Origin of the sequence: Tardiphaga sp. 20_F10_N6_6 (assembly GCF_052076045.1) — a bacterium.
GTDB classification, from domain to species: domain Bacteria; phylum Pseudomonadota; class Alphaproteobacteria; order Rhizobiales; family Xanthobacteraceae; genus Tardiphaga; species Tardiphaga robiniae.
In genome coordinates, this window is the sequence record NZ_CP197239.1 from 1,042,194 (window position 1) to 1,064,551 (window position 22,358).

The 22,358-nt window shown below is 61.3% G+C and carries 18 protein-coding genes; 9 read left to right on the forward strand and 9 right to left on the reverse strand.

Annotation, left to right across the window (positions count from 1 at the left end):
* Position 1 precedes the first annotated feature (1 nt).
* The 4 genes from sufC to AB7813_RS05005 form a co-directional block, all read right to left on the reverse strand.
* The gene (sufC, locus tag AB7813_RS04990; protein WP_320444250.1) at positions 2–760 is read right to left on the reverse strand and encodes a Fe-S cluster assembly ATPase SufC; all 759 of its coding nucleotides are present in this window, start codon (positions 758–760) and stop codon (positions 2–4) included.
* Positions 744–1,055, reverse strand: a complete 312-nt coding sequence (locus AB7813_RS04995) for a hypothetical protein (RefSeq protein WP_120289416.1) — start codon at positions 1,053–1,055, stop codon at positions 744–746. Before AB7813_RS04995 ends, sufC begins: the two co-directional genes overlap by 17 nt.
* A 5-nt stretch (positions 1,056–1,060) precedes the next feature.
* Entirely contained in the window at positions 1,061–2,542 is a 1,482-nt protein-coding gene (gene sufB, locus AB7813_RS05000) for a Fe-S cluster assembly protein SufB (RefSeq protein WP_439063959.1), read from the reverse strand.
* Positions 2,543–2,650: 108 nt separating this feature from the next.
* Entirely contained in the window at positions 2,651–3,859 is a 1,209-nt protein-coding gene (locus AB7813_RS05005) for a cysteine desulfurase family protein (RefSeq protein ID WP_439063960.1), read from the reverse strand.
* A gap of 277 nt (positions 3,860–4,136) precedes the next feature.
* Here AB7813_RS05005 and AB7813_RS05010 point away from each other — a divergent pair, with 277 nt between their 5' ends.
* Positions 4,137–4,784, forward strand: coding sequence for an alpha/beta hydrolase (locus AB7813_RS05010; protein ID WP_068736626.1), 648 nt, complete (start codon positions 4,137–4,139; stop codon positions 4,782–4,784).
* Positions 4,785–4,889: 105 nt separating this feature from the next.
* Here the strand turns inward: AB7813_RS05010 and AB7813_RS05015 are convergent, their stop codons facing one another.
* Both AB7813_RS05015 and AB7813_RS05020 read right to left on the reverse strand, forming a co-directional pair.
* On the reverse strand, positions 4,890–6,413 hold the full coding sequence (locus AB7813_RS05015; RefSeq protein ID WP_439063961.1) for a porin: 1,524 nt from the start codon (positions 6,411–6,413) through the stop codon (positions 4,890–4,892).
* A 316-nt stretch (positions 6,414–6,729) separates the two neighbouring features.
* The gene (locus AB7813_RS05020) at positions 6,730–7,839 is read right to left on the reverse strand and encodes an anhydro-N-acetylmuramic acid kinase (RefSeq protein ID WP_439064628.1); all 1,110 of its coding nucleotides are present in this window, start codon (positions 7,837–7,839) and stop codon (positions 6,730–6,732) included.
* Positions 7,840–7,995: 156 nt separating this feature from the next.
* On the opposite strand from AB7813_RS05020, the gene tyrS reads away from it, so the two are divergent.
* The 4 genes from tyrS to AB7813_RS05040 all read left to right on the forward strand — a co-directional run bounded on the left by tyrS (position 7,996) and on the right by AB7813_RS05040 (position 14,224).
* Positions 7,996–9,246, forward strand: coding sequence for a tyrosine--tRNA ligase (tyrS, locus tag AB7813_RS05025; RefSeq protein WP_120289408.1), 1,251 nt, complete (start codon positions 7,996–7,998; stop codon positions 9,244–9,246).
* An 84-nt stretch (positions 9,247–9,330) separates the two neighbouring features.
* Complete coding sequence (locus tag AB7813_RS05030) at positions 9,331–10,548, forward strand: MFS transporter (protein ID WP_439063963.1); 1,218 nt, start codon at positions 9,331–9,333, stop codon at positions 10,546–10,548.
* Between the two features lie 110 nt (positions 10,549–10,658).
* Complete coding sequence (locus tag AB7813_RS05035; RefSeq protein WP_120290292.1) at positions 10,659–12,353, forward strand: methyl-accepting chemotaxis protein; 1,695 nt, start codon at positions 10,659–10,661, stop codon at positions 12,351–12,353.
* 176 nt (positions 12,354–12,529) lie between these two features.
* On the forward strand, positions 12,530–14,224 hold the full coding sequence (locus AB7813_RS05040; protein ID WP_231080590.1) for a methyl-accepting chemotaxis protein: 1,695 nt from the start codon (positions 12,530–12,532) through the stop codon (positions 14,222–14,224).
* A gap of 75 nt (positions 14,225–14,299) precedes the next feature.
* On the opposite strand, the gene AB7813_RS05045 is transcribed toward AB7813_RS05040, so the two are convergent.
* Positions 14,300–15,070: an SDR family NAD(P)-dependent oxidoreductase gene (locus tag AB7813_RS05045; RefSeq protein ID WP_231080589.1), complete on the reverse strand. Its 771-nt coding sequence runs from the start codon at positions 15,068–15,070 to the stop codon at positions 14,300–14,302.
* 105 nt (positions 15,071–15,175) lie between these two features.
* The gene (locus tag AB7813_RS05050) at positions 15,176–16,399 is read right to left on the reverse strand and encodes an ABC transporter substrate-binding protein (RefSeq protein WP_439063964.1); all 1,224 of its coding nucleotides are present in this window, start codon (positions 16,397–16,399) and stop codon (positions 15,176–15,178) included.
* Between the two features lie 238 nt (positions 16,400–16,637).
* Between AB7813_RS05050 and AB7813_RS05055 the strand changes: the two genes are divergently transcribed.
* A complete protein-coding gene (locus AB7813_RS05055; protein WP_175368901.1) occupies positions 16,638–17,381 on the forward strand; it encodes an IclR family transcriptional regulator in 744 nt (247 codons plus the stop codon).
* A 45-nt stretch (positions 17,382–17,426) separates the two neighbouring features.
* On the opposite strand, the gene AB7813_RS05060 is transcribed toward AB7813_RS05055, so the two are convergent.
* The gene (locus AB7813_RS05060) at positions 17,427–20,660 is read right to left on the reverse strand and encodes a YhdP family protein (protein ID WP_439063965.1); all 3,234 of its coding nucleotides are present in this window, start codon (positions 20,658–20,660) and stop codon (positions 17,427–17,429) included.
* Between AB7813_RS05060 and AB7813_RS05065 the strand changes: the two genes are divergently transcribed.
* The 3 genes from AB7813_RS05065 to AB7813_RS05075 all read left to right on the forward strand — a co-directional run bounded on the left by AB7813_RS05065 (position 20,616) and on the right by AB7813_RS05075 (position 22,327).
* On the forward strand, positions 20,616–21,176 hold the full coding sequence (locus tag AB7813_RS05065) for a hypothetical protein (RefSeq protein ID WP_309946059.1): 561 nt from the start codon (positions 20,616–20,618) through the stop codon (positions 21,174–21,176). The two genes, AB7813_RS05060 and AB7813_RS05065, sit on opposite strands and share 45 nt — an antisense overlap.
* 195 nt (positions 21,177–21,371) lie before the next feature.
* A complete protein-coding gene (locus AB7813_RS05070) occupies positions 21,372–21,512 on the forward strand; it encodes a hypothetical protein (protein WP_158005733.1) in 141 nt (46 codons plus the stop codon).
* Between the two features lie 20 nt (positions 21,513–21,532).
* Positions 21,533–22,327, forward strand: coding sequence for a peroxiredoxin (locus tag AB7813_RS05075; protein WP_439063966.1), 795 nt, complete (start codon positions 21,533–21,535; stop codon positions 22,325–22,327).
* Positions 22,328–22,358 lie beyond the last annotated feature (31 nt).

The window sequence follows — 22,358 nt, forward strand, 5'->3', positions numbered from 1 at the left end:
CTCAGGCCGCCGCGTCTTCATACTGCGCGTAACCGGACTCTTCGAGTTCCAGCGCCAGTTCCTTGCCGCCACTCTTTACGACGCGGCCCTTCGACATCACATGCACACGATCCGGCACGATGTAGTTCAGCAGGCGCTGATAATGCGTGATGACGACCATGGCGCGATCCGGGCTGCGCAGTGCATTGACGCCGTCGGCAGCCACGCGCAACGCATCGATGTCGAGACCGGAGTCCATTTCGTCAAGGATGCACAGGCTCGGCTGGAACAGCGCCATCTGCAGCACCTCGTTGCGCTTCTTCTCACCGCCGGAGAAGCCGACATTGACGCCGCGCTTCAACATATCCATCGGGATGTTCAGCGAAGCAGCAACTTCGCGGACCTTCCTGAGGAAGTCCGGCACCAGATATTCGGATTCGCCGCGCGCCTTGCGCTGCGCGTTCACCGCGGTGCGCAGGAAGTTCATCGTGGTGACGCCGGGAATTTCCACGGGATACTGGAAGGCCAGGAACACGCCCTTGGCGGCGCGCTCGTCGGGCTCCATTTCCAGCAGGTCTTCGCCCTTGAACAGGATCTCGCCGCCGGTCACCTCATAACCGGGCTTGCCGGCGATGACGTGGCTGAGCGTGGATTTGCCCGAACCATTCGGTCCCATGATGGCATGCACTTCGCCGCCATTCACGGTCATGGTCAGCCCATGGAGAATCTCGCGATCCTCGACACGAACCTGCAGGTCTTTCACTTCAAGCAATGCGGTCATCAGTAACTTCCTTCTTGCCCGGCTTGCCTGGATTCGGTGGCGCCGATGCATTGACGTTCAATTGAGACGATCCGGTAGGCGTCGACGTGCCTAGCAGACCGAGAAGTTCTCCGAGAGGCGACAGAAGCAGAGCAAAGAAACCAAGTGCTCCAATCCCGCTGACCGCCCCTCCAGCTACCCTGGCATTTTCAAATCCGGCCATGCCGCCGAATAACGCAACGATCGCGCCTGCGAATGCGAGAAACAGCGTGATCGCAAACAGAAGACCCACGGCACCTCCGAGGATCTTCAGCATTCTCACTATCCCACGCTGCCTTCGAGACTGATCGAAATCAGCTTCTGCGCTTCCACCGCGAATTCCATCGGCAGCTGCTGCAACACGTCCTTCACGAAACCGTTGACCACGAGGCCGACGGCTTCTTCCTGCGACAGGCCCCGCTGGACGCAATAGAACAGCACGTCTTCGGAGATCTTCGAGGTGGTCGCCTCGTGCTCGAACAGCGTCGAGGAATTCTTCGCCTCGATATACGGCACGGTATGCGCACCGCACTGGTCGCCGATCAGGAGCGAGTCACAGGCCGTGAAGTTACGCGCGTTCGTCGCCTTGCGATGCGCGGTGACAAGGCCGCGATAGGTGTTCTGCGACTTGCCGGCAGCGATACCCTTCGAGATGATCCGGCTCGTGGTGTTCTTTCCGAGATGGATCATCTTGGTGCCGCTATCGACCTGCTGATAGCCGTTCGAAATCGCGATCGAATAGAACTCGCCGCGCGAATTGTCGCCGCGCAGGATGCAGCTCGGATATTTCCAGGTGATGGCGGAGCCGGTCTCGACCTGGGTCCAGGAAATCTTCGAGCGGTCGCCGCGGCAGTCACCACGCTTGGTGACGAAATTGTAGATGCCGCCCTTGCCTTCGGAATTGCCGGGGTACCAGTTCTGGACCGTCGAATACTTGATCTCGGCATCGTCATGGGTGACGAGCTCGACGACAGCCGCATGGAGCTGGTTCTCGTCGCGCTGCGGCGCCGTGCAGCCTTCGAGATAGCTGACATAGGCGCCCTTGTCGGCAATGATCAGCGTTCGTTCGAACTGGCCGGTGTTGCGCTCATTGATGCGGAAATAGGTCGACAGCTCCATCGGGCAACGCACGCCCGGCGGCACATAGACAAACGAGCCGTCGGAAAACACCGCGGAGTTCAGCGTGGCATAGAAGTTATCAGAGGTCGGCACGACCGTGCCGAGATACTGCTTCACCAGGTCGGGATGCTCGCGGATGGCTTCCGAGATCGGCATGAAGATCACGCCAGCCTGCTTCAGCTCCTTCTGGAACGTGGTCGCAACCGACACTGAGTCGAACACGGCATCGACGGCGATCCTGCGCTCACCTTCCGGACGCACGACGCCTTCCAGCGCCTCGATCTCGCGGAGAGGAATGCCGAGCTTCTTGTAGGTTTCGAGAATTTCAGGATCGATCTCGTCGATCGAGCCAATGGTCTTCTTCGGCTTCGGCGCCGAATAGTAATAGAGATCCTGGAAGTCGATCTTCGGATACTCGACCCGCGCCCACTTCGGCTCTTCCATGGTCAGCCAGCGGCGATACGCCTCAAGACGCCATTCCAGCATCCATGCCGGCTCGTTCTTCTTGGCGGAGATGTAACGAACGGTGTCTTCGGAAAGGCCCTTCGGGGCCTTCTCGGATTCGATGATGGTCTCGAATCCATAACGATATTGATCGACGTCGATCTGGCGAACCCGATCGACGGTCTCTTGTACGGCAGCCATTTTATCCTCCGCTCGCGGTTTCAAGGACCGCGGTGGATCAATCCAGAAACGTGAAACTCAAAGCTTGTCGGGGTTCTTTACGATGTTCCCGCGGGGAAATCACCCCTCTTAGAACCGTTCAAGCTGTGTTTCGTCGCTATGTTTAAGTAGTGTACCCGAGAGCTTTCGCCAAGCCTCCAGGCACCGATCGACGTCCGCTTCGGTGGTCGACCAGCCCAGACTGAGACGCACAGCACCCCGGGTCAGCTCCGGCCCGAAACCCATGGCTTCGAGCACGTGAGACGGCTGTACCTTACCAGAAGAACAGGCCGATCCCGACGATACCGCGATACCTTCGAGATCAAATCCAATTACGGCGGTCTCGGCGCGCAATCCGGGGGCGCCGAACAGGACCGTATTGGGCAGACGCGGCACATCTTGGGCGAACACAAGTCCATTGCTGGATTGCCGCAAGCCCGCCTCAAGCCGCTGACGCAGCTCGTCAACCCGTTTCATGTCATCAAGCGACGCGATAGCGGCCGTCACGGCGGCGCCGAAGCCGGCGATTCCGGGCACATTCTCGGTTCCGGCCCGACGCCCCAGTTCCTGCCCGCCGCCGCTGAGCAGCGCATTGAGCCCGACGATGCTATTGGCCATGACCAGCGCGCCAATGCCCTTTGGGCCGCCGATCTTGTGCGCAGAAATTGATAGAAGATCAGCCTGCAATAATTTGATATCTATCGGTATCTTTCCAAACGCTTGCACCGCGTCGACATGCAGCAAGCCGCCGGCGTCATGCACGATGCCCGCAAGCTCAGGAATCGGTTGAAGGGTGCCGGTTTCATTATTGGCCAACATCACGGAAACCAGCGCCGGCTCCCCACCCGCCAGGAGCGCCCGCAACTCATCCGGTTTCACGACGCCATCCCGGTCCACGCCCAGCACCTGGAGGTCTCCCGCGGCGAAGCGGCCTCCCGCCCGCACCGAGGCGTGCTCTACCGCGGAGACGATCAGCCGCCGCACGGCCGCGCCTGGATTGCGCACCAGCCCGGGCGTCAGCGCCAGCACATTGGCTTCGGTTCCGCCTGAGGTGAATATGACGCTTCGCGAATCTGCGCCCAAGGCACCTGCGACCGCCGCACGGACGTCCTCAACGATCCGGCGGGCCTGACGACCCTCGGTATGAACCGATGACGGGTTACCAGCCAAATCCCACGCGGCCACCATCGCCGCCCGCGCCTCAGGGCGTAGCGGTGTCGTCGCATTCCAATCGAGATAGACCCGGTCTCTGGCCAATTCTGTTTTACCTTGAAGGACTTGAAGTCTCGACAGCCGCATCGGACGTCGTCCGGTGCCGCACGCCGTCTCTATTAGCCCAATTGCTGACCAAATGCGCCCGCGGCAACGCATGTCACGGCCGCCGACGCATTCAATATGCTTGCTTTTCTCCCCTGCGCTCATGGTAGAACGCGGCCTCAACTTCACCCGGTGCCGCCCGCCATCAACCTGACGGTGCCCGATCGCCCTTTTCCTCGCAGGGTCCCCTCCGAGCCATTCTCGCCGAGCCCTGCGCGAAACCGGCTGATCACGCCAAGAACGGGACCTAAGGATCACTATGCCCGAAGTTATTTTTACCGGTCCCGCAGGCCGTATTGAAGGCCGCTATCATCCGGCCAAGCAGAAGAACGCACCGATCGCCATGGTGCTGCATCCGCATCCGCAATTCGCGGGCACGATGAACCACCAGATCGTCTACCAATGCTATTACGCCTTCGTGCATCGCGGCTTCTCGGTGCTGCGCTTTAACTTCCGCGGCGTCGGCCGCAGCCAGGGCTCGTTCGACCACGGCACCGGCGAGTTGTCGGATGCAGCCGCAGCGCTCGACTGGGCACAGACCATCAATCCCGAAGCGCGCGCCTGCTGGGTTGCCGGTTTCTCGTTTGGCGCCTGGATCGGCATGCAGCTCCTGATGCGTCGCCCCGAGGTCGAAGGCTTCATCTCGATCGCACCGCCGGCCAATCTCTATGATTTCTCGTTCCTCGCACCCTGCCCGTCGTCGGGCCTGATCGTGCACGGCGAGAAGGATGCGGTCGTGCCGCCGAAGGACGTCAACACGCTGGTCGAGAAGCTGAAGACCCAAAAGGGCATCGTGATCGATCAGCACATCATTCCGGGTGCCAATCACTTCTTCGATAACAAGCTCGAGCCGCTGATGGAATCGGTCACCGGCTATCTCGACATGCGCCTCGCCAACGTGCGCTGAGGCGTCGATCGGCCTCACGCCGGCCGCTTCATGTCAACCTAACAAAAAGCCCTCGGCCGGATCGGCCGAGGGCTTTTCAGTTTCAGTTTTAGGTCCTGATCGGGATCAGAACGAGCGCAGGATCTGGACCGAGCCGTTGTAAAGATTCTGATCCTTGATCTGGTAGGCCTGATTGGGCTTGCCAGTTGCCGTGCCGGTATAGGTGCCGTCGAGATTCTGATCGAGGCGGCTATAGGTGAATTCAGCCGACAGGGTCAGGTTCTTGACGGGGGTCCATGCAGTACGTGTACCGACCTGGGCAATGCCGAAATCAAAATTATTGGTCGTGCCAGTAATGCTGCCAGCCGTAGAGCCCGGGTTGGACGAACTGCTCGTTCCCAGGCGACCGCCGGCCGGGCTGAATGCCGCGGCGAGCATCGCGTTGCCGGCATCGCCATAGGAGATATGGCTGTAGTTGCCGAACACCGAGGTGCGCCATGCCGTGTTCCAGTAGTGCTCATAGAAGGCACTGACTTCCCAGGCATCGCTCTGCTGGATCGAGCTTCCCGGCGAATACACACCGTCGAGCACGTAGCCGAAGCCAACTGTGTTGCCATCGAATTTGGCAAAACGACCGCCGCCGGAGGTTTCGAGCGAGCCGCCGGTGAAGGCGTAACGCGCGGCGCCCTTGGCATAAGACGCTTCGATCTTCAGGCTGTCGTTTGCACCGGTTGGCAGGACCTTGAATTCCACCGCGCCGCTGACGGCAAAGCCGTAGACATCGTCAGGATGCCCGGAGGCTTCATTCGCCCCGTAGAAGCCGGCCGTCGACGTGTGCATGGCCGCAGCGAAATGCAGCGAGCCCCACTTCTGATCGAGCCGAAGGTTGCCGACGACATCAGGAATATGGTTGCCGCCCGTGGCGTTGCCGAAGAACGTGTTCGAATTGGTGCCGTAGAAGGCACCGGTGAACGAGCCCGCGCCCGGCGCCACGATGAAATTCGCGGTATTGTAGAGGCCAGCATTGCGATAGGGCGACGCATTCTCGAGCGCGATGGTGCCCGAGAAGCCGTTGCCGAATTCAGCAGTGTAAGCGATTTGGGGAATGCCAGTCGTATTGCTCGAACCCGCAAGGAAGCCCGATGAGATCCAGGGCTTGGTCAGCGCCCATTGCGGATCGAAGTTCGAAACAGCCTTACCGAAGGTGAAGCCGGCGAACTGGATGAATGCGAAATCCACTTCCGTGAAGCCGCCGGCGATGCTGTCGCGGTTCTGCGTGAAGTCGAGCTGCATGTTCGCATATGTACGCACCACGCCGTATTCGGACGCCGTGCGCGTATCGGTCGTAATGTTGATACGTTCGCGTGTGAGGAAGTTATCCTTGGTCCAGAGATTGTTGCCACCGGCGCCGCCCTGCCAGAACGGCGCGTCGTACGGGCCACCGTTAAAAGTCGTATCGAGGCGGATCGCGCCGCCGATCTTGATGCAGGTGTCTGTGCCCGGGATGTAGTAGAAGCCGGCACCGTAGATCGAGCAGATCTTCACATATTCGACAGCCTTGGCCTTCACCGGAAGGTCCGCCGCCTGAGCAGTGCTCGCTGCCAGCAACGCTGCAGCGGAACCAAGTATCATTTGCTTCATCGTGGTCATGTTGCCTCCAGACCGATCGTATCGGCACGCGCGATTGCCCCGGGCGTGCCATTCATGAGGCAGAGTTGTGGAAGATCATGTTGCGAAACAATGCGCGCGGTCGATTGTCGCAGCATCATTTTCCGGCTGTGTGCTTTCGGCAACATATTAGGCAAACCGCGGCATTTCCGTACCAAATTCATCACGAGATTTGGTTATGCCCTCACGTATTCGTGTCCGCGGCAGCTTGCCGACTACCACAGGCATAGACGCCGTTATTCGCGATCAACCTGATTCGTTGAGTGAGTCGAATCGCCCTCACCACGGCGAATTCGCACTAGCTCGCGAGGTAGTCCGCTCTCACACCGCCCGTCATCGGCTCCGGCACACCAGTCGTTGCCGGATAGCTCAACGGCAAGCCCGCAAGCGAACGCGCGGCCAGGAACGCGAAGGCCTGCGCTTCCATCGCATCGGCCGACCAGCCCAGGTCATTCGCACTCTCGACGCTAGCGGCCGGCAATCGCTCCCGCAGCATGCGCAGCATCGTCGGATTGCGTGCGCCGCCGCCGGTGATGATCCAGCTGCGCGGCGGCTTCGGTAACAGCGGCGCAATGCTGGCGATGGTCGCCGCGGTGAACGCCGTCAGTGTCGCTGCACCATCAGCCGGGCTCGTATCGCTCAGTTGCAATGCAACGAAGTGATTGCGATCAAGCGACTTCGGCGGCGCTGCCGCAAAGAACGGATTCTGCAACCCCTTTGCGACCCACGCATCATCGACGCGGCCCTGCGCCGCCAATGCGCCATCCGCATCGAACGGCTGCCCCGTTGCACGCAACACGAAATCATCGAGCAGTGCATTGCCCGGACCGGTGTCGCAGGCAATCAACGCGATGTCGCCATCAATGTAAGTCACATTGGACACGCCGCCGATATTGACCACGGCAATGGGCCCGTCACGATGCAGTCCCTGCGCCAACGCACGGTGATAGACCGGCACCAGCGGCGCTCCCTGCCCGCCCGCAGCCACATCAGCCGCGCGCAGGTCGTGGATCACCGGCAGGCCGAGCATCCCGGCAAGACTCGCCCCATCGCCAATCTGCACGGTGAGTCGATCGGCGGGACGATGCAGCACGGTCTGGCCGTGAAAGCCGATGATGTCGATGCTGCCTCGTGCGATGCCATGATCAGTCAGAAACGCCTCGACCGCCTCAGCATGGACCGATGTAACCACCCGCTCCGCCTCGGCCAGACTGCCCGGTCTGATATCGCGCCGGCTCAGTTGCACGGCCTCAGCCAGCGCCTGGCGCAACACTGCACGCTCAGCCTCGCTATATGGCCGATACCCCGACGGACCGAACGACCCGACCCGTTCGCCATCGGTCTCGATCAGGGCGACATCGACCCCGTCCAGCGAGGTTCCGCTCATTAGTCCGATCGCGGTCAGCATATCAGGCACACGGCAAAGCCCTCATTTCCGGTCAAAACTTGTGTCGAAGCGTCCAATCTTATAATGCCACAGGCACTTTGGGGCAGCCAGCACGCCCCCACCTTGCCGCCAATCCATTGAGACAGCGTAAAATTATCCGAACCGAGCCGTAAACCGATGACCAGCTACAAGTCCGATTTTCTCAACGTCCTCCAGAGCCGCGGCCTGATCCATCAGGTCTCGGATGCCGAGGCGCTGGACGCCGCCTGCTGCAAAGGACCGGTCACGGCTTATGTGGGCTATGACGCCACGGCGACCAGTCTGCATATCGGCAATCTGATCTCGGTGACCATGTTGTACTGGTTTCAGCAGACCGGCCACCGCCCGATCACGCTGATGGGCGGCGGTACCTCGATGGTCGGCGACCCGTCGTTCCGGGACGACCAGCGGCAACTGCTGACGGTCGAGAAGATCGCGGAGAACATCGAAGGCATCAAGAAAATCTTCGGCAAGATGCTGACCTATGGCGACGGCCCGACCGACGCACTGATGGTCAACAATGCGGACTGGCTGCTGAAGCTGAACTATGTCGAATTCCTGCGCGACGTCGGCCGCCACTTCTCGGTCAATCGTATGTTGTCCTTCGACAGCGTGAAGCTGCGCCTCGACCGCGACCAGTCGCTGTCCTTCCTCGAATTCAACTACATGATCATGCAGGGCTACGACTTCGTCGAGCTCAACCGCCGCTACGGCACGCTGCTGCAGATGGGCGGCTCCGACCAGTGGGGCAACATCATCAATGGCGTCGATCTCAGCCACCGCATGGGCGGCCCGCAGCTCTACGCGCTGACAACGCCGCTGCTCACCAAGTCATCTGGCGAGAAGATGGGCAAGTCGGCCTCCGGCGCCGTCTGGCTCAACGGTGACCTCTTCAGCCCCTACGACTTCTGGCAGTACTTCCGCAACACCGAAGATGCAGACGTCGGCCGTTTCCTCAAGGTCTTCACACGCCTGCCCCTCGACGAAATCGCCAAGCTCGCCGCCTTGAGCGGTTCGGAGATCAACGAGGCGAAGAAGATTCTCGCCACCGAAGCGACGGCCGTGGTGCACGGTCGCGATGCAGCAAATGCCGCTGCGGAGACGGCACGCAAGACCTTCGAGGAAGGCGCGCTCGCCGACAGCTTGCCGACCGTCAATATTCCGCAAGCTGAACTTGAAGCAGGCATCGGTGTCCTCGCGGCCTTCGTCAATGCCGGTTTCGTCGCGTCGAACGGCGAAGCGCGGCGGCAGATCAAGGGCGGTGGCTTGCGCGTCAACGATGTTGCGGTCACCGACGAAAAGATGATGCTGACTCCCGCGCTGCTGACGGAAGGCGTCATCAAGCTCTCGCTCGGGAAGAAGCGGCACATCCTGCTCAAGCCTGCATAGCCACATTCATCCAGCGCACTTGTTCATGCACGGTGAAACGCGCTCCATGGCGCAGCTGTCGCAAACGCCGTGAAGAAGAGCCAGATGGATTTGAAGTCGTCGCAACGCATCGGACTATCGGTCCTCGGCCTCAGCTTCACCTTTGCGCTGTTCGGCCGGGGACTGCAGGAGAGTTTCTCGGTCTTCCTGCTGCCGATTTCACAATCATTCGGCTGGGACCGTAGCGAAGTCGTTTCGATCTATTCGTTGACGGCGCTGTGCGTCGGCCTGTCATCTCCATTGATCGGCCGGCTGTTCGATCGCTCGGGGCCGCGCACGGTATTCGTCGTCGGCCTTTCGGTCCTTGGACTTTCGTTGCTGGCCGCCGCCTATGCCCAGCACCTGTGGCAGTTTCAGCTCGCCCTCGGTGCCTGTTTCGGCTTTGCCGTCGCCTGCATCGGCAACGTCCCGAATGCGCTGCTGCTGGGACGCTGGTTCGGCAAGCGACTGCCGCTAGCAATGTCGGTTTTCTATTCCGCCACCGGCGCAGGCGTCCTGGTGATGCTGCCGCTTGCACAGCTTCTGATCGATCACATCGAGTGGCGTGGCGCCTACCGCACCTTCGGCATGATCGCGCTGGCCCTGCTGGTACCCACCATATTGCTACCTTGGCGTAAGATCAGCGCGGGGTCGCCGCATCTCGATAAATCGGAGAAGCACGACGACATCATCGACGAAGGATGGACACTGGTCGGCGCCATGCGCCATCACGCATTCTGGGCGCTATTCGGCACATTCTTCTTCACTGCCATCGGCATGTTTGCAATCACGCCGCAAGTGGTCGCCTATCTCGTCGATGTCGGCTTCCCGCCTCTGCAAGCAGCGACGGCTTGGGGTTTCAGCGGCATAGCGCTGCTGTTCGGCATGATCGGCGTCAGCTGGCTCGACGGCGTGATCGGTCGACGGCCGTCGATCCTGTTCAGTTATTCAATGTCGATCCTCGGCATCGTGATGCTGTGGCTGCTGCAATGGTATCCGAACTACGCGCTGCTCACCGGCTTCGTCGTCTGCTTCGGCAGCATGATCGGATCGCGCGGCCCGCTGCTGTCAGCGACCGCCATGAAGATCTTTCGCGGCAAACGGATGGGCACCATTTATGGGACGATCACCTTCGGCAGCGGGCTCGGAGCGGCACTTGGCTCATGGACCGGCGGCCTGCTGCATGACTGGACCCAGAGCTATAACGCGCTGCTCGCCTTTGCCTTGATCAGCGTCGTGATCGGCATGATCCCGTTTCTCGTCGTCCCTGCCTTGCGCCGCTAAATCGCTACACGCGCGTTCGCACAGCGAACTCATTGAGTTTGTCAGCTTTCACGATTGGTAAGCGACTCGCTGGTATCTTTTTGCCAGTAATGCTCCGATCAGAGGTCGACATGAGTTTGCTTAGCCGTTTCACCATCCGCACCAAGCTCACCAGCATGGTGCTGGTCTCTGCTGCGTCTATCTGCGCCATCATTGCGGTGGCTGCTTCGCTGAGCCAGAAGCGCATGCAGCAGGATCGGATGGAACAGCTCCACACTGCGGTCGATCTGATGGTCGGCATGGCCGACAGCATGCAGGAAGAAATTGCGGCCGGAAAGATCACCTTGGCTGACGCCCAGATGCGTTATCGCCAGCTCGCCCGCAACATGACCTTCGGCAACAAGCAGGGCTATCTCGTGGCCTACAGGCCCGACGGCGTCCTGTTGGTAAATGCCGGTAATCCGAAGTTGGAAGACAAGAACACGGGCGCCAAGGATTCCAATGGCATCCTGATTTCCAGAGCAATCATCGACGCCGCACGCCAGACCGCCAATGGCGGCAGCACTTACTATCTCTATCCGCGTCCCGGCCAGACTGAGCCGACCGCCAAAATGGTCTTTGCTCGTTACTATGCCCCATGGGATATCACCTTCAGCACCGGCCTTTATATCGACGACCTCGACGCCGACGTGAATGCTCTCCTCGTCCGCCTCGGCTCGCTCGGCGCCGGCGTCCTCGCTGTTATGGCACTGCTGTCCTTTCTGATGGCCAGCGACATCCTGAGCGCACTCCGCCGGCTGCAGGCACGTATGCACGCGATTGCCAATGGCGCGCTCGATGAGAATGTCGGCGAAACCGACCGCGGCGACGAAATCGGCCGCATGGCCGAAACGCTGGAAATGCTGCGCCAGACCTCGCTGACCGCCCGCTCCCTCGAAGCCGAGCAGGCCAAGTTGAAACAGATGAGTGAAGCCGAGAAGCGCGATGCGCTGATTGCCCTCGCCGATCGTTTCGACTCCTCGGTCGGCCAGTTGGTCGGCCTGATGGCATCCGGTTCCACCGAACTCGAAGCCACCGCGCAGTCGATGAGCGGCACCGCCGCCCGCACCAATGACCAGGCCGGCATCGTCAACACTGCCGCCTTGCAAGCCAGCACCCGCGTGCAGACGGTCGCCGCCGCCGCCGAGGAACTGTCATCGTCTATCGCCGAGATCGCGCGTCAGATGGCGCAGTCGGCCAAGATCACCACCCACGCCGTCGATAGCGCCCGCCGCACCGACACCATCGTGCGTGCCCTCGCCGACGGTGCGCAGCAGATCGAGCATGTCGTCGAACTGATCTCCACCATCGCCGGCCAGACCAACCTGCTGGCGCTGAACGCAACGATCGAAGCAGCCCGTGCAGGCGATGCAGGCCGCGGCTTCGCCGTCGTCGCGACCGAAGTAAAGAGCCTTGCCGGCCAAACCGCCGACGCCACCAAGGAGATCAGCACCCGCATCGCGCAGATTCAGAGTGCGACCAAGGAAGCGGTCGACGCGATCCAGGGCATCACTGCGACGATCGAAGAGGTCAGCGCCATCGCCACCACGATCGGCTCGGCCATTGAGGAACAAGGTGCAGCGACCGCGGAGATCGCCCGCAATGTCACCCAGACCGCGCAGGCGACGCAGGACGTCACTACCAATATTGGCGGCGTCAGCGCTGCCGCGCATGAGACCGGTGACGCTGCAGGCATGGTGCTCAACGCCGCTTCCGGCCTATCGAAACAAGCCGAGCAATTGTCCGGCGAAGTCACGACGTTCCTCGCCGGCGTGCGGGCTGCCTAAGCATGACGAACTAAACCCCATTGAATGAAAGGCGCAGTCAGCAATGACTGCGCCTTTTTCATTTCAGGACCTGACGAAGCGGCACATGCTGAAAGGGATGCATTGCAACCCGTGATTTACCATTGGTAAGCAGATTGACGGTATCATTGTCTGGCCACTCTCACGCCGAGGTCCAGATGAGTCTGCTCAGTAACTTCACGATCCGCACCAAGCTCGTCAGCATGGTCGCGGTCTCTGCCATTGCGGTCTGCGCCGTCATCGCGGTCGCCGCTTCGCTTAGTCAGAAGCGGATGATGGAGGATCGGATTTTGCAGCTCCGCACCGCCGTCGATCTTGTCACTGGCCTCGCGCAATCGCTCCAGGACGAAGTTGAAGCGGGCAAGATGAAGTTGCCCGAAGCCGAAGATCAGCTTCGCCTGCGCAGCCGGCGCATGTTGTTCGACAAGGGACAGGGCTACGTGCTCGCCTATCGCGCCGACTCCACCGTGATGGTCCACGGCACGCTGCCGAAGCTCGAAGGCACCATCACCAACGGCAAGGATTCCAATGGCGTCCTGATCGCCTCTGCCGTCATCGCCGCCGCCAACAGCAAGCCTGAAGGTGCGACCGCGACCTATCTGTATCCACGTCCTGGACAGGATGAGCCCCGACCGAAAGTCGTGTTCGCCCGTAAATTCGCGCCGTGGAACGTCGTCATCAGCATTGGCGTCTATGTGGACGACCTCGATGCCGACATGAACGCCCTGCTGATGCGGCTCGGCTCTATTGGTGCCGGCGTGCTCGCACTTATGGCGCTGCTGTCCTGGCTGATTTCCAGCGACATTCTGGGCGCACTGCGCCGGTTGCAGTCACGCATGCATGACATCGCCAATGGCGCGCTCGACGCCAAGGTTGAGGAGACTGATCGCGGCGACGAAATCGGCCGCATGGCGGAAACGCTGGAGATGCTGCGCCAGACATCGCTGACGGCGCGCTCCCTCGAGGCCGAGCAGACAAAAATGAAAAGCCTCAGCGAAGCCGAAAAGCGCGATGCGCTCATCGCTCTCGCCAATCGCTTCGACGCATCCGTCGGCCAGCTGGTCGGACTGATGGCGTCGGGTTCGACCGAGCTCGAAGCCACCGCGCAATCCATGACGGGCACGGCCGATCGGACCAACCAGCAGGCCACGATGGTCAGCTCGGCTGCGACCGAAGCCAGCACGCGCGTGCAGACGGTCGCATCTGCCGCCGAGGAGCTATCCTCGTCGATCACCGAGATCGCACGTCAGATGGCCCAGTCCGCCAAGATCACGTCGCACGCGGTGGATAGTGCACGCCGCACCGATACCATCGTGCGGGCGCTGGCGGATGGCGCACAGCAGATCGAACATGTCGTCGAGCTGATCCAAACCATCGCTGCCCAGACCAACCTCCTCGCTCTGAACGCCACCATCGAAGCTGCGCGCGCTGGCGATGCCGGCCGCGGCTTCGCGGTGGTCGCCACCGAAGTGAAGAGCCTCGCCGGACAGACCGCCGATGCCACCAAGGAGATCAGCACGCGCATCGCGCAAATCCAGAGCGCGACCAAGGAAGCCGTCGATGCCATCCAGGGCATCACGGCCACCATCGAGGAAGTCAGCGCCATCGCCACGACGATCGGCTCGGCCATTGAGGAGCAAGGCGCGGCGACTGCCGAAATTGCTCGCAACGTGACGCAGACAGCGCAGGCGACCCAGAACGTCACCACCAATATCGGCGGTGTCAGCTCGGCAGCGCACGAGACCGGCAACGCTGCGGGCATGGTGCTGAGTGCGGCAACCGGCCTGTCGAAACAGGCCGAGCAACTGTCCGGCGAAGTCAAAACCTTCCTCGCCGGCGTTCGCGCCGCCTGACGCAGATATCCCTCAAGCACGAAGGGCGCGGTCAGCAATGACTGCGCCCTTCGCTATTTTAGGAGTAACTGCCGATCAACGCGCGGTGAAGCCGCCGTCCACCGGCAGCGCAACGCCCGTGATAAAGGAGGCATCGTCCGAACCGAGCCACAGCGCGGCATGCGCTACATCCTCGGCCTTGCAGAGACGGCCCATGGGCACCGCCGCCAAAAGCTTGGCCTCGTTGGCCGCAGCTTCCGCTGCGACGCCCGAGCGGCCGGTGAAACCGAGCTTCATCGGCGTATCCGCAAGACCCGGGCAGATCACGTTGACGCGGACCTGATCGGGAGCGAATGCCTGTGCCAGCGACTTGGTGAGGCCGACCACAGCGAACTTAGCAGCCGAATAGATCGGGCTCATCATGGAGCCGACAATGCCCGACACCGACGAGGTGAAGATCACCGAGCCGCCGCCGCGCTTGCGCATGTGCTTGATCACTTCGCCGGCCGCCAGCGTCGCCGAGGTGACGTTGAGCGCCATCGCAAATTCATAGGCCGTGAGGTCGAGATTCTCGACGCCGGCCGGACCCGGCGTGCCGGCATGAGCCCAGAGGATATCGATACCGCCAAGTGCGGCAGCCGCCTCGTTGATTGAACTCTTCATCTGTTCGGTTTTCGACAGATCGGCCTGGATGGTGGTGAGCTCATAACCCAGCTTCTTCATGTCGGATTTGAGCTGCGCGAGCGCGTCCGCATTGACGTCAATGGCGGCGACCTTGGCGCCTTCCTTGAGGAACAGTTCGACGCCGGCGCGTCCCATGCCCGATGCAGCAGCGGTGACGGCGGCGAGTTTATTGGCGAGACGCATTCTGTTGTCCTTGTGATGGTTTTGATATCGCGGTTCAGAAAAAGAAAAACGCGCAGCGCGGGGTCACCGATATCTGCGCGTTCTCATCGTTCGTTGCTGCAGCCGTTACTTGATCAGCGGGCAACCGCCGTCCTTGATCGGACGGAAGGCCGTGTCGGCCGGGATCGTCGCCAAAACATTGTAATAATCGTACGGCTTCTTCGACTCAGCGGGCTTCTTGACCTGGAGCAGATACATGTCGTGCAGCACGCGGCCGTCTTCACGCAGCGTGGTCTTGCCGAACAACGGATCGTCGAACGTACCCATCTCGCGGATCGCCTTCACGACCGCCGCGCCATCCTTCGGCGAGCCAACCTTGGCGACCGCCTTCAGATAGGTGAGCGACGCCGAATAAGCGCCGGCCTGGTTCATACTGGGATAACGGCCGTTGTTGCGCTTGGCGAACCGCTCGCCAAAGGTGCGGGTCTGCTCGTTCAGATCCCAGTAGAAACCCTCAGTGAGCTGCAGGCCCTGCGCCGTGTTGAGACCGAGAGAGTGGATATCCGAAATGAACATCAGCATGCCGGCAAGCTTCTGGCCGCCCTGCACGATGCCGAATTCAGACGCCTGCTTGATCGCCTTGATGGTGTCGCCGCCGGCATTTGCGAGCGCGATGATGTCGGCCTTCGATGCCTGCGCCTGCAGCAGATAGGACGCGAAATCGTTCGAGTCTGTCGGATGCTTGATGCTGCCGAGCACCTTGCCGCCATTGGCATTGATCACCGCGGTGGCATCGCGCTCCAGCGACGCGCCGAGTGCGAAGTCGACGGTGAGGAAGAACCAGCTTTTGCCGCCGGCCTTGGTCATGGCGTCGGCCGTGCCGTGCGCCAGTGCCCAGGTGTCATAGGTCCAATGCACCGAGTTCGGGGTGCAAGCCTTGCCCGTCAGGTCCGACGTGCCTGATGCCGTGAACAGCGCGACCTTGTTGAGCTCCGCCGTGAGCGGCGCGACAGCCAGCGAGGTGGCGCTGGTCGGAATGTCGACGAGGGCGTCGACGCCTTCGGTCTCGTACCACTTGCGCGCGATGTTGCGCGCGATGTCCGGCTTGTTCTGCGGATCGCCCTGGATCACCTCGACCTTGAACTTGTCGGCGCCCGGAAGCTTGTTGAAATCCTCGACAGCCATCTTGGTGGCGTCGAACGAGCCCATGCCGCCGATGTCCGAGAAGATGCCGGACATATCGGCGAGGACGCCGAGTTTCACCGGCGTCTGCGCCGACGCCATCGGCGCGGACAGCAACCCGAGCGACAGCGCCACGGCTGACACGGCAACAGTATTGCGAATGGTCATCTATTCCTCCCCTGACAAATTCCATGATTCACCTGGCAAGACGCCAGCCCAGCGATCACGTGAATAATTCTTGTTTATGAATTTATAAGACCTATACGTGAATTGTAAGTCAAGACCAGCGTTGTCGATGTGGATGGCTTTCAAAGCCATTTCAGCGATACAGAGGCCAACCAGACCGTGCGGAAACGCGGACAGTTCGCCATTCGTGGCGCGCCCAAATGGAAGAACGAGAATTTCAATGCTGGTCAGACAAGCTGCCAACGTCCTGGAACTGATGGAATATTTCGCCCGGCGCAAACGCCCCGCGACGCTGGCCGAAATTTCGGACGACCTCGGCTGGCCGCGCTCCAGTACGTTCAATCTCGTCGGCACCATCGCCGACAAAGGCTGGCTCTATGAGCCCCGTGCGCGCAACGGCTACTATCCCAGCCCCCGCTGGCTAATGCTTGCCCGCGCTGTCGCAGATGCCGAGCCGCTCCCGGACGCGGCCCATGCGCTGGTGACCGAAATCGCCGACCAGACCGGCGAAACGACCGGCGTCGCCGCCCTCGCCGGAACGTCAGCAATCTTCCTGGATGTCGTCGAGTCCACGCATTCGGTGCGCTACTTCGCGCAGATAGGCGACCGCGTTCCGGTCCATGCGAGTTCGGTGGGCCGCGCCATTCTCGAGCAGCATTCGCCCGAGGAACGCAAGGCGATCTATCGCAAGATCAAGTTCGAAGCCTTCTCCCATACGACACCGACAACGGCAGAGGCGATCGAGGACGAACTCAGAGAGGCGGCCGAGCGCGGTTATCAGCAGAGTTCATCGGAATATATCGCCGACCTTGCGGGCGTCGCCGTGCCCTTGCCGGTGCAACATCGCCGGTTGTCGCTGGTGGTTGCCGGCCCGACGTCGCGCTGCCTGACACGGCGTCCCGAAACGGCAGCCATCATCCAGAAGCTGATACAGAGATTCGCATCCGAACTCGCGTCAAGCTAAGCCCCGCCCAATACGGCGAGCGCTGCGCTTGAGCCACAGACGTCGTTAGTTGCTGTTGTTGTTCTGGTTTGGGAATTCGACCGAATTGTTCTGCTTGCCGGTGCCGAATTCGAAGATCTTGCGGAACACGCCCGGTGCCATGGCCGAGATCGGATTGACGCGCAGCACCGGCGCACCGGGCGTACCGACGACTTCGTAAGTGACGCCGATCAGGCCTTCATTGCTGCCACCACCGAGAAACAGTCCGACAATCGGAATCTGGCCGAACATGTTGTTCAGCCCATACATCGGCACAAAGGTGCCGCTCATCCGAACCTGGTTGAGCGGGTAATCGATGCTGCCCTCGATGGTCGCACCGACGGTCGGGCCTTTGACAACGCCGTCCCGAATGGTGAGCTGGCCGTTCTGCCGTGTGAACTCGGCACGCAACCGCGAGAACGCGACGCTGCTCTGCGCCGCGTTCTGCCCGCCTCCGGCGACGCTGGCCAGTTGCGCCTCGCCCTTAACGTTGAAGTCGCGGATGTTGATCAGGCCTTCCTTGGCGCGGGCGTCCGACGATGGCGGATCCATTGCCAGTGCGAGCTGCCCCCCCGACATCTTGGAATAGGTGTCGGTCGCGCGCAGGAAGGCGCCGGCATCGTTGGTCTCGATATAGATGACATCACGGCCGGCGCCCTGGGAGCGTCCGCGCATGTCGCCCGTCAGCGGTGTGTCGCGTCCGAGCTTTCCGGTCAGGGAGAATTTCTGGATCGTACCGTTGCGCCGCGAAATCTTGGCATCGACACTGCGAACCGCCTCGCCGTAGTAACCGGCAACGGCGCCGAGCTTCACGTCAATATCGAAGTCGACCGATTTGGTTTTGCTCTTGGGATCCCCATCCTTGCCTGAAATCGCCGATTTCAGGAAGCCGCGGCCGTCGAACACGTCGCCACGCATCGTGACTTTCAATACGCCATCCGGACCACGGTCTGCCTTCAACGACGTCTTGTCGCCTTCTGACGGCGAATAAGTCGGGAAGTTCACACCGACGAGGTCACCGTTCTGATCGACTTCGACGGAGCCCTTGATCGAAGCCCCACCGCCATCGACGACGATATCTTCCAGACGCGTTGTGTCGCCCTTCTTCACGACGTTGAAGACAGCGCGAGCGCTCTTGCCGGGCAGCTTCATCCAGCCCGGCAGGATATTGTCGAGCTTCAACGGCGTCAGATCGGCGTCGACCCCGAGCTTGCTGTCACGGTCCCCGGAGCCAATCTTGCCGACAACCTTGATCGGGAGATTGCCGACCACCGCCGGTCCGAGGTCCACACCGAGCCGCGCGCGGCTTGCATCGTCGAGCGTCGCGTTGAGACGCACATCGGCATCGCCATCGGTTGGCTTGCGATAGTCGAGCGATGCCGGCTGCCCGTTGATCTTGACGTCACCCTTGACCTGATAACCCTGATTGTTCGCTGTGACCTTCAGCGAATTGGCTTCGAGCTTCTGGTTCATCACCAGCTTGTCGGCGGAAAATGCCGTCAGATCCGCGGTGATGTTGTAAGTCGTATCGGCCTTGGTCAGTTCGTGCTGGATCGGCATGCCCATGGCGACCTGAGCGGTCACATTGCCCTTGGTGGTCGCCGGGTCGAGCATGTTGCCGGTGACTTCGCTCAGACGGTTGGAGTTGAGGACATCGGCCACCGCTGCCACCGGTCCCTCCAGTTTGAAACGCACGCGAGCTGGCGATGGCTTCGGCGCCATATCCGGAACTTCGAACACGATATCGCTGAGATTGAGCTTGCGTCCGCCCGCGGTCTCGGAGTTTGCCTGACCGATGCTCACGGTCGCGGTCCGTCCTGTGACGCGCGCGCGCAGATCGCCGTCGCGGATCACCGGCATGCCATCCACCGGACGTAGCGCGACCCCATTGGCGAGGATCTTCACCGACAGCCCCTCATCGGGGATTGGCGGCCCGCGCCGTGTCAGGTTCTTGGTTGGCGAATTGACCCCGATCTCGATGCTCTGAAGCTGCCCGCCCTCGATGCGTTCGGTGACCCATTCGCGCACTTCAGGCACGATCAGGATTGGCCACATGCGCTTGAGCGCCGAGGCGGACATCGGCGTTCCCGCAAAGCCGAGGGTCATGCGCGGCTCGCCGGCGTAGTCAATGCTGCCTGTGCCGGCGACGCCGATCTCGCCGTTGCTGATATTCGCCCGCGTCAGCAAAACCCGGCGGTTGTCGGAATCGAAACGCAAGCCGATGTCGATGCTGTTGAAGATCAGCGGCGCTTCACCCGGACCTCCACCCAATACGATGGTGCCGCCGCTGATCCCTGCCTGCCACGAGTCGGTCGCGCCATTGGGTGGCTCGACATGGGCAAGCGAAGTGACGCGGTTCTCGCCGGACACGAACTTGAACGGCGCCAGCAGCACACGGCGGCCGGCATCCCACTCGACGCTCAGCTCCGCCTGATCGATCGGCATCGGATAATCCGGCGTGTCATTATCGATGATGTTGCCGGCGCCTGCAGTGAGCTTGCCGCGGAAATAGGTCGGGAGGCCGTCGCGCCCAATTTCGCCCCTCAACTCACCGGTCAACGGCAGATCGGCGCTGTAAGTCAGATCCTTCATGCGCAGCGCGAGCAGGATATTCCGGGTCGAGACCTTGTCGGCCCGCAGACTGACCGCACGCACGCCATTGGCTGGCGCACCGACTGTGACGCCGAGTGTCCATGGGGCCTTGCCGCCTTCGCCCACTGTCATCATGACGCCGCCGCCGCTCGGTCGGCGCAGGGTCAGGCTGATATTGTTGAAGTCCCACGTATTGCCGCGCTGCTGGTCATCAACCACCAGCTTGCCGTTCTTCAGGCCGATCTCGTTGAGGTTCTGTCCGTCGAGGCCCGACAGGGTCAGGCTGTCGAGCCAATCGAGACCCGCAAGCAAGCCGGTGGAGGCCTCGCGCTTGTCAGCAGGGGGCTGCGGAATCTGGACCACTGGCGGCTGCGGCTGCCGCGGGAAGGTCAGTTCCGGTTGTCTGCCCGGACCGAGCCACGACCCTGGTGTGCGCGGCGATGCGACACCCGTCGCAATCGGGCGAGCATTCTCGCCGGTCGACACCGTCACCTGCCCATCCGGCGTAATGCGCACAGCCAGCACGACATCGACCAGGTTGAGGCTTTCGGCGCGCAAGCGGCCCATCATCATGGCAGCAGCGGAGAGACGGACTTCGGCCTTCGGAGCACTAGCCACGACGGCGTGATCACGATCGCGGACGACGATGTCGCGGATACGCACAGCCATCCGGACCCGCCCGGCGCGTTCGATCTGCGTGCCGCCAACTTCGACCGTATTACCCTGCCCGATATTGTCCTGGATCGCCTCGACCAGCCACGGTGTGGCCATGTCGAAATTGATCGGGCCTGCGCCCAGCCGGACCCACAAGGCGCCAAAGCAAACGCCAAAAATAATCAGAAGGATGCCGAGAACAGCCGCGATCCGCTTGACCCATCGACCGCCGAACAGCCAATCGCGAACCGCAACGAGTCGATCGCCGAAACGGTGCCAGCCACTATCTTTCTTGGACAGCAAGCGGCGTGCACGGTGATGCCCGGCCTCGTCATGCTGATGATCCCAATCGGCATCATCCCATTGCAAGGACTCGTCATCGGCGCGCGATCGATACGCTTGTGGCGGCTTATTTCTGGCCATTGCCTCTCGGTGCTGGCGCTGACTATGAGAATGATCGTCACCGGCCCTTCGCGCATCGACAACCGACGAGCGCTTTTCTGCCGGCATCGCTGCCAATCCTCGGTTTGAATTATAACTCGTCGTGCGGTCGTTGCGGCGCCCCTATGGCGCACGGAACGTGTGTTGCGTCGAATCCTTTGTAACCATACTCCGAGACCAGCATATTTGGGCCAGCGCATTTGTACCGCAACGTGCCGCCACCCGATCGCCGGTGCTTTGCAATGTCATCACACTGAGCCGCTGAAAGCGACGAAAGGAAGGCGTATGTCCAAGAAATCGCGCAAGAATCCCTCGAAACGAGCCATCTGTACAGTGGCAGAAAACGCATCGGGCGCGAAAGCCGGATTGACGCTGGAAACTGCGGCCAAGCGCCTCGTCGGGCGCGCCGCGCAATTGAACCGCTGAACGCGAAGAAAGGAACATCCATGGCCAAGAAAGCCAGCAAGAAACCCGCCAAGGCCGCCGCCAAGAAAACGGCCAAGACTGCTTCTCCCTCGAAGGCGAAGAAGCCTGCCAAGGCTGCGACAAAGTCCCCAGCCAAAAAGGCTGCCGCCAAGCAAGCCAAGCCTGTGGCGAAAGCCGTGTCCAAGGCGCTAGCCAAGCCAGCCGCCAAAGTCGCGAAGGCTCCTGTCGCCAAAAAGGCTCCAGCGACTAAGACGATCGCCGCGAAGGCATCGCCCAAAGCAGTTGCGAAGCCTGCGCCGCCCTCCGTGGCGGCACCGAAAGCAACTCGCGAGAAAATCGCACCGGCGCCTAGTGTCGCAGCCGAGGGGGCCAAGGCTCCGGCCTTCCAGTTGCCCCGTGACGGCGGCGCCACGGTCTCGCTGTCGGACTATGCTGGCCAGAAGCTGGTGATCTTCTTCTACCCCCGCGCCAGCACTCCGGGCTGCACCAAGGAAGCCATCGACTTCACCCGCCTGTCCGCCGACTTTCAGTCAGCCAACGCCGCCGTGCTTGGCGTCTCGGCCGACCCGCTAAAGGCTCAGGAGTCGTTCCGCGACAAGTTCGCGCTGGGAGTTCCGCTGCTGTCGGATGCGACACAATCGATGCTGAAAGCCTATGGCGCCTGGGGCGAGAAATCGATGTACGGCAAAACCTTCGAAGGCGTTCTTCGCACCACGGTTTTGATCGATGCAAAAGGCAACGTCGCCAAGATCTGGCACGGCGTCAAAGTGGACGGACACGCAGACGCAGTGCTCGAAGAGGCACGTCGGATTTGATCAATGTCATTTGCTCAAAATTAACCATGAA

Coding starts and splice junctions, on each gene's coding strand:
- AB7813_RS05035 (WP_120290292.1), top strand. CDS start 10,659: ATGAGTTTGCTTAGCCGTTTCACCATCCGCACCAAGCTCACCAGCATG.
- AB7813_RS05070 (WP_158005733.1), top strand. CDS start 21,372: ATGTCCAAGAAATCGCGCAAGAATCCCTCGAAACGAGCCATCTGTACA.
- sufC (WP_320444250.1), bottom strand. CDS start 760: ATGACCGCATTGCTTGAAGTGAAAGACCTGCAGGTTCGTGTCGAGGAT.
- AB7813_RS05045 (WP_231080589.1), bottom strand. CDS start 15,070: ATGCGTCTCGCCAATAAACTCGCCGCCGTCACCGCTGCTGCATCGGGC.
- sufB (WP_439063959.1), bottom strand. CDS start 2,542: ATGGCTGCCGTACAAGAGACCGTCGATCGGGTTCGCCAGATCGACGTC.
- AB7813_RS05010 (WP_068736626.1), top strand. CDS start 4,137: ATGCCCGAAGTTATTTTTACCGGTCCCGCAGGCCGTATTGAAGGCCGC.
- AB7813_RS05030 (WP_439063963.1), top strand. CDS start 9,331: ATGGATTTGAAGTCGTCGCAACGCATCGGACTATCGGTCCTCGGCCTC.
- AB7813_RS05050 (WP_439063964.1), bottom strand. CDS start 16,399: ATGACCATTCGCAATACTGTTGCCGTGTCAGCCGTGGCGCTGTCGCTC.
- AB7813_RS05020 (WP_439064628.1), bottom strand. CDS start 7,839: ATGCTGACCGCGATCGGACTAATGAGCGGAACCTCGCTGGACGGGGTC.
- AB7813_RS05060 (WP_439063965.1), bottom strand. CDS start 20,660: ATGGCTGTGCGTATCCGCGACATCGTCGTCCGCGATCGTGATCACGCC.
- AB7813_RS05055 (WP_175368901.1), top strand. CDS start 16,638: ATGCTGGTCAGACAAGCTGCCAACGTCCTGGAACTGATGGAATATTTC.
- AB7813_RS05075 (WP_439063966.1), top strand. CDS start 21,533: ATGGCCAAGAAAGCCAGCAAGAAACCCGCCAAGGCCGCCGCCAAGAAA.
- AB7813_RS05015 (WP_439063961.1), bottom strand. CDS start 6,413: ATGACCACGATGAAGCAAATGATACTTGGTTCCGCTGCAGCGTTGCTG.
- AB7813_RS05040 (WP_231080590.1), top strand. CDS start 12,530: ATGAGTCTGCTCAGTAACTTCACGATCCGCACCAAGCTCGTCAGCATG.
- AB7813_RS05005 (WP_439063960.1), bottom strand. CDS start 3,859: ATGCGGCTGTCGAGACTTCAAGTCCTTCAAGGTAAAACAGAATTGGCC.
- AB7813_RS04995 (WP_120289416.1), bottom strand. CDS start 1,055: ATGCTGAAGATCCTCGGAGGTGCCGTGGGTCTTCTGTTTGCGATCACG.
- tyrS (WP_120289408.1), top strand. CDS start 7,996: ATGACCAGCTACAAGTCCGATTTTCTCAACGTCCTCCAGAGCCGCGGC.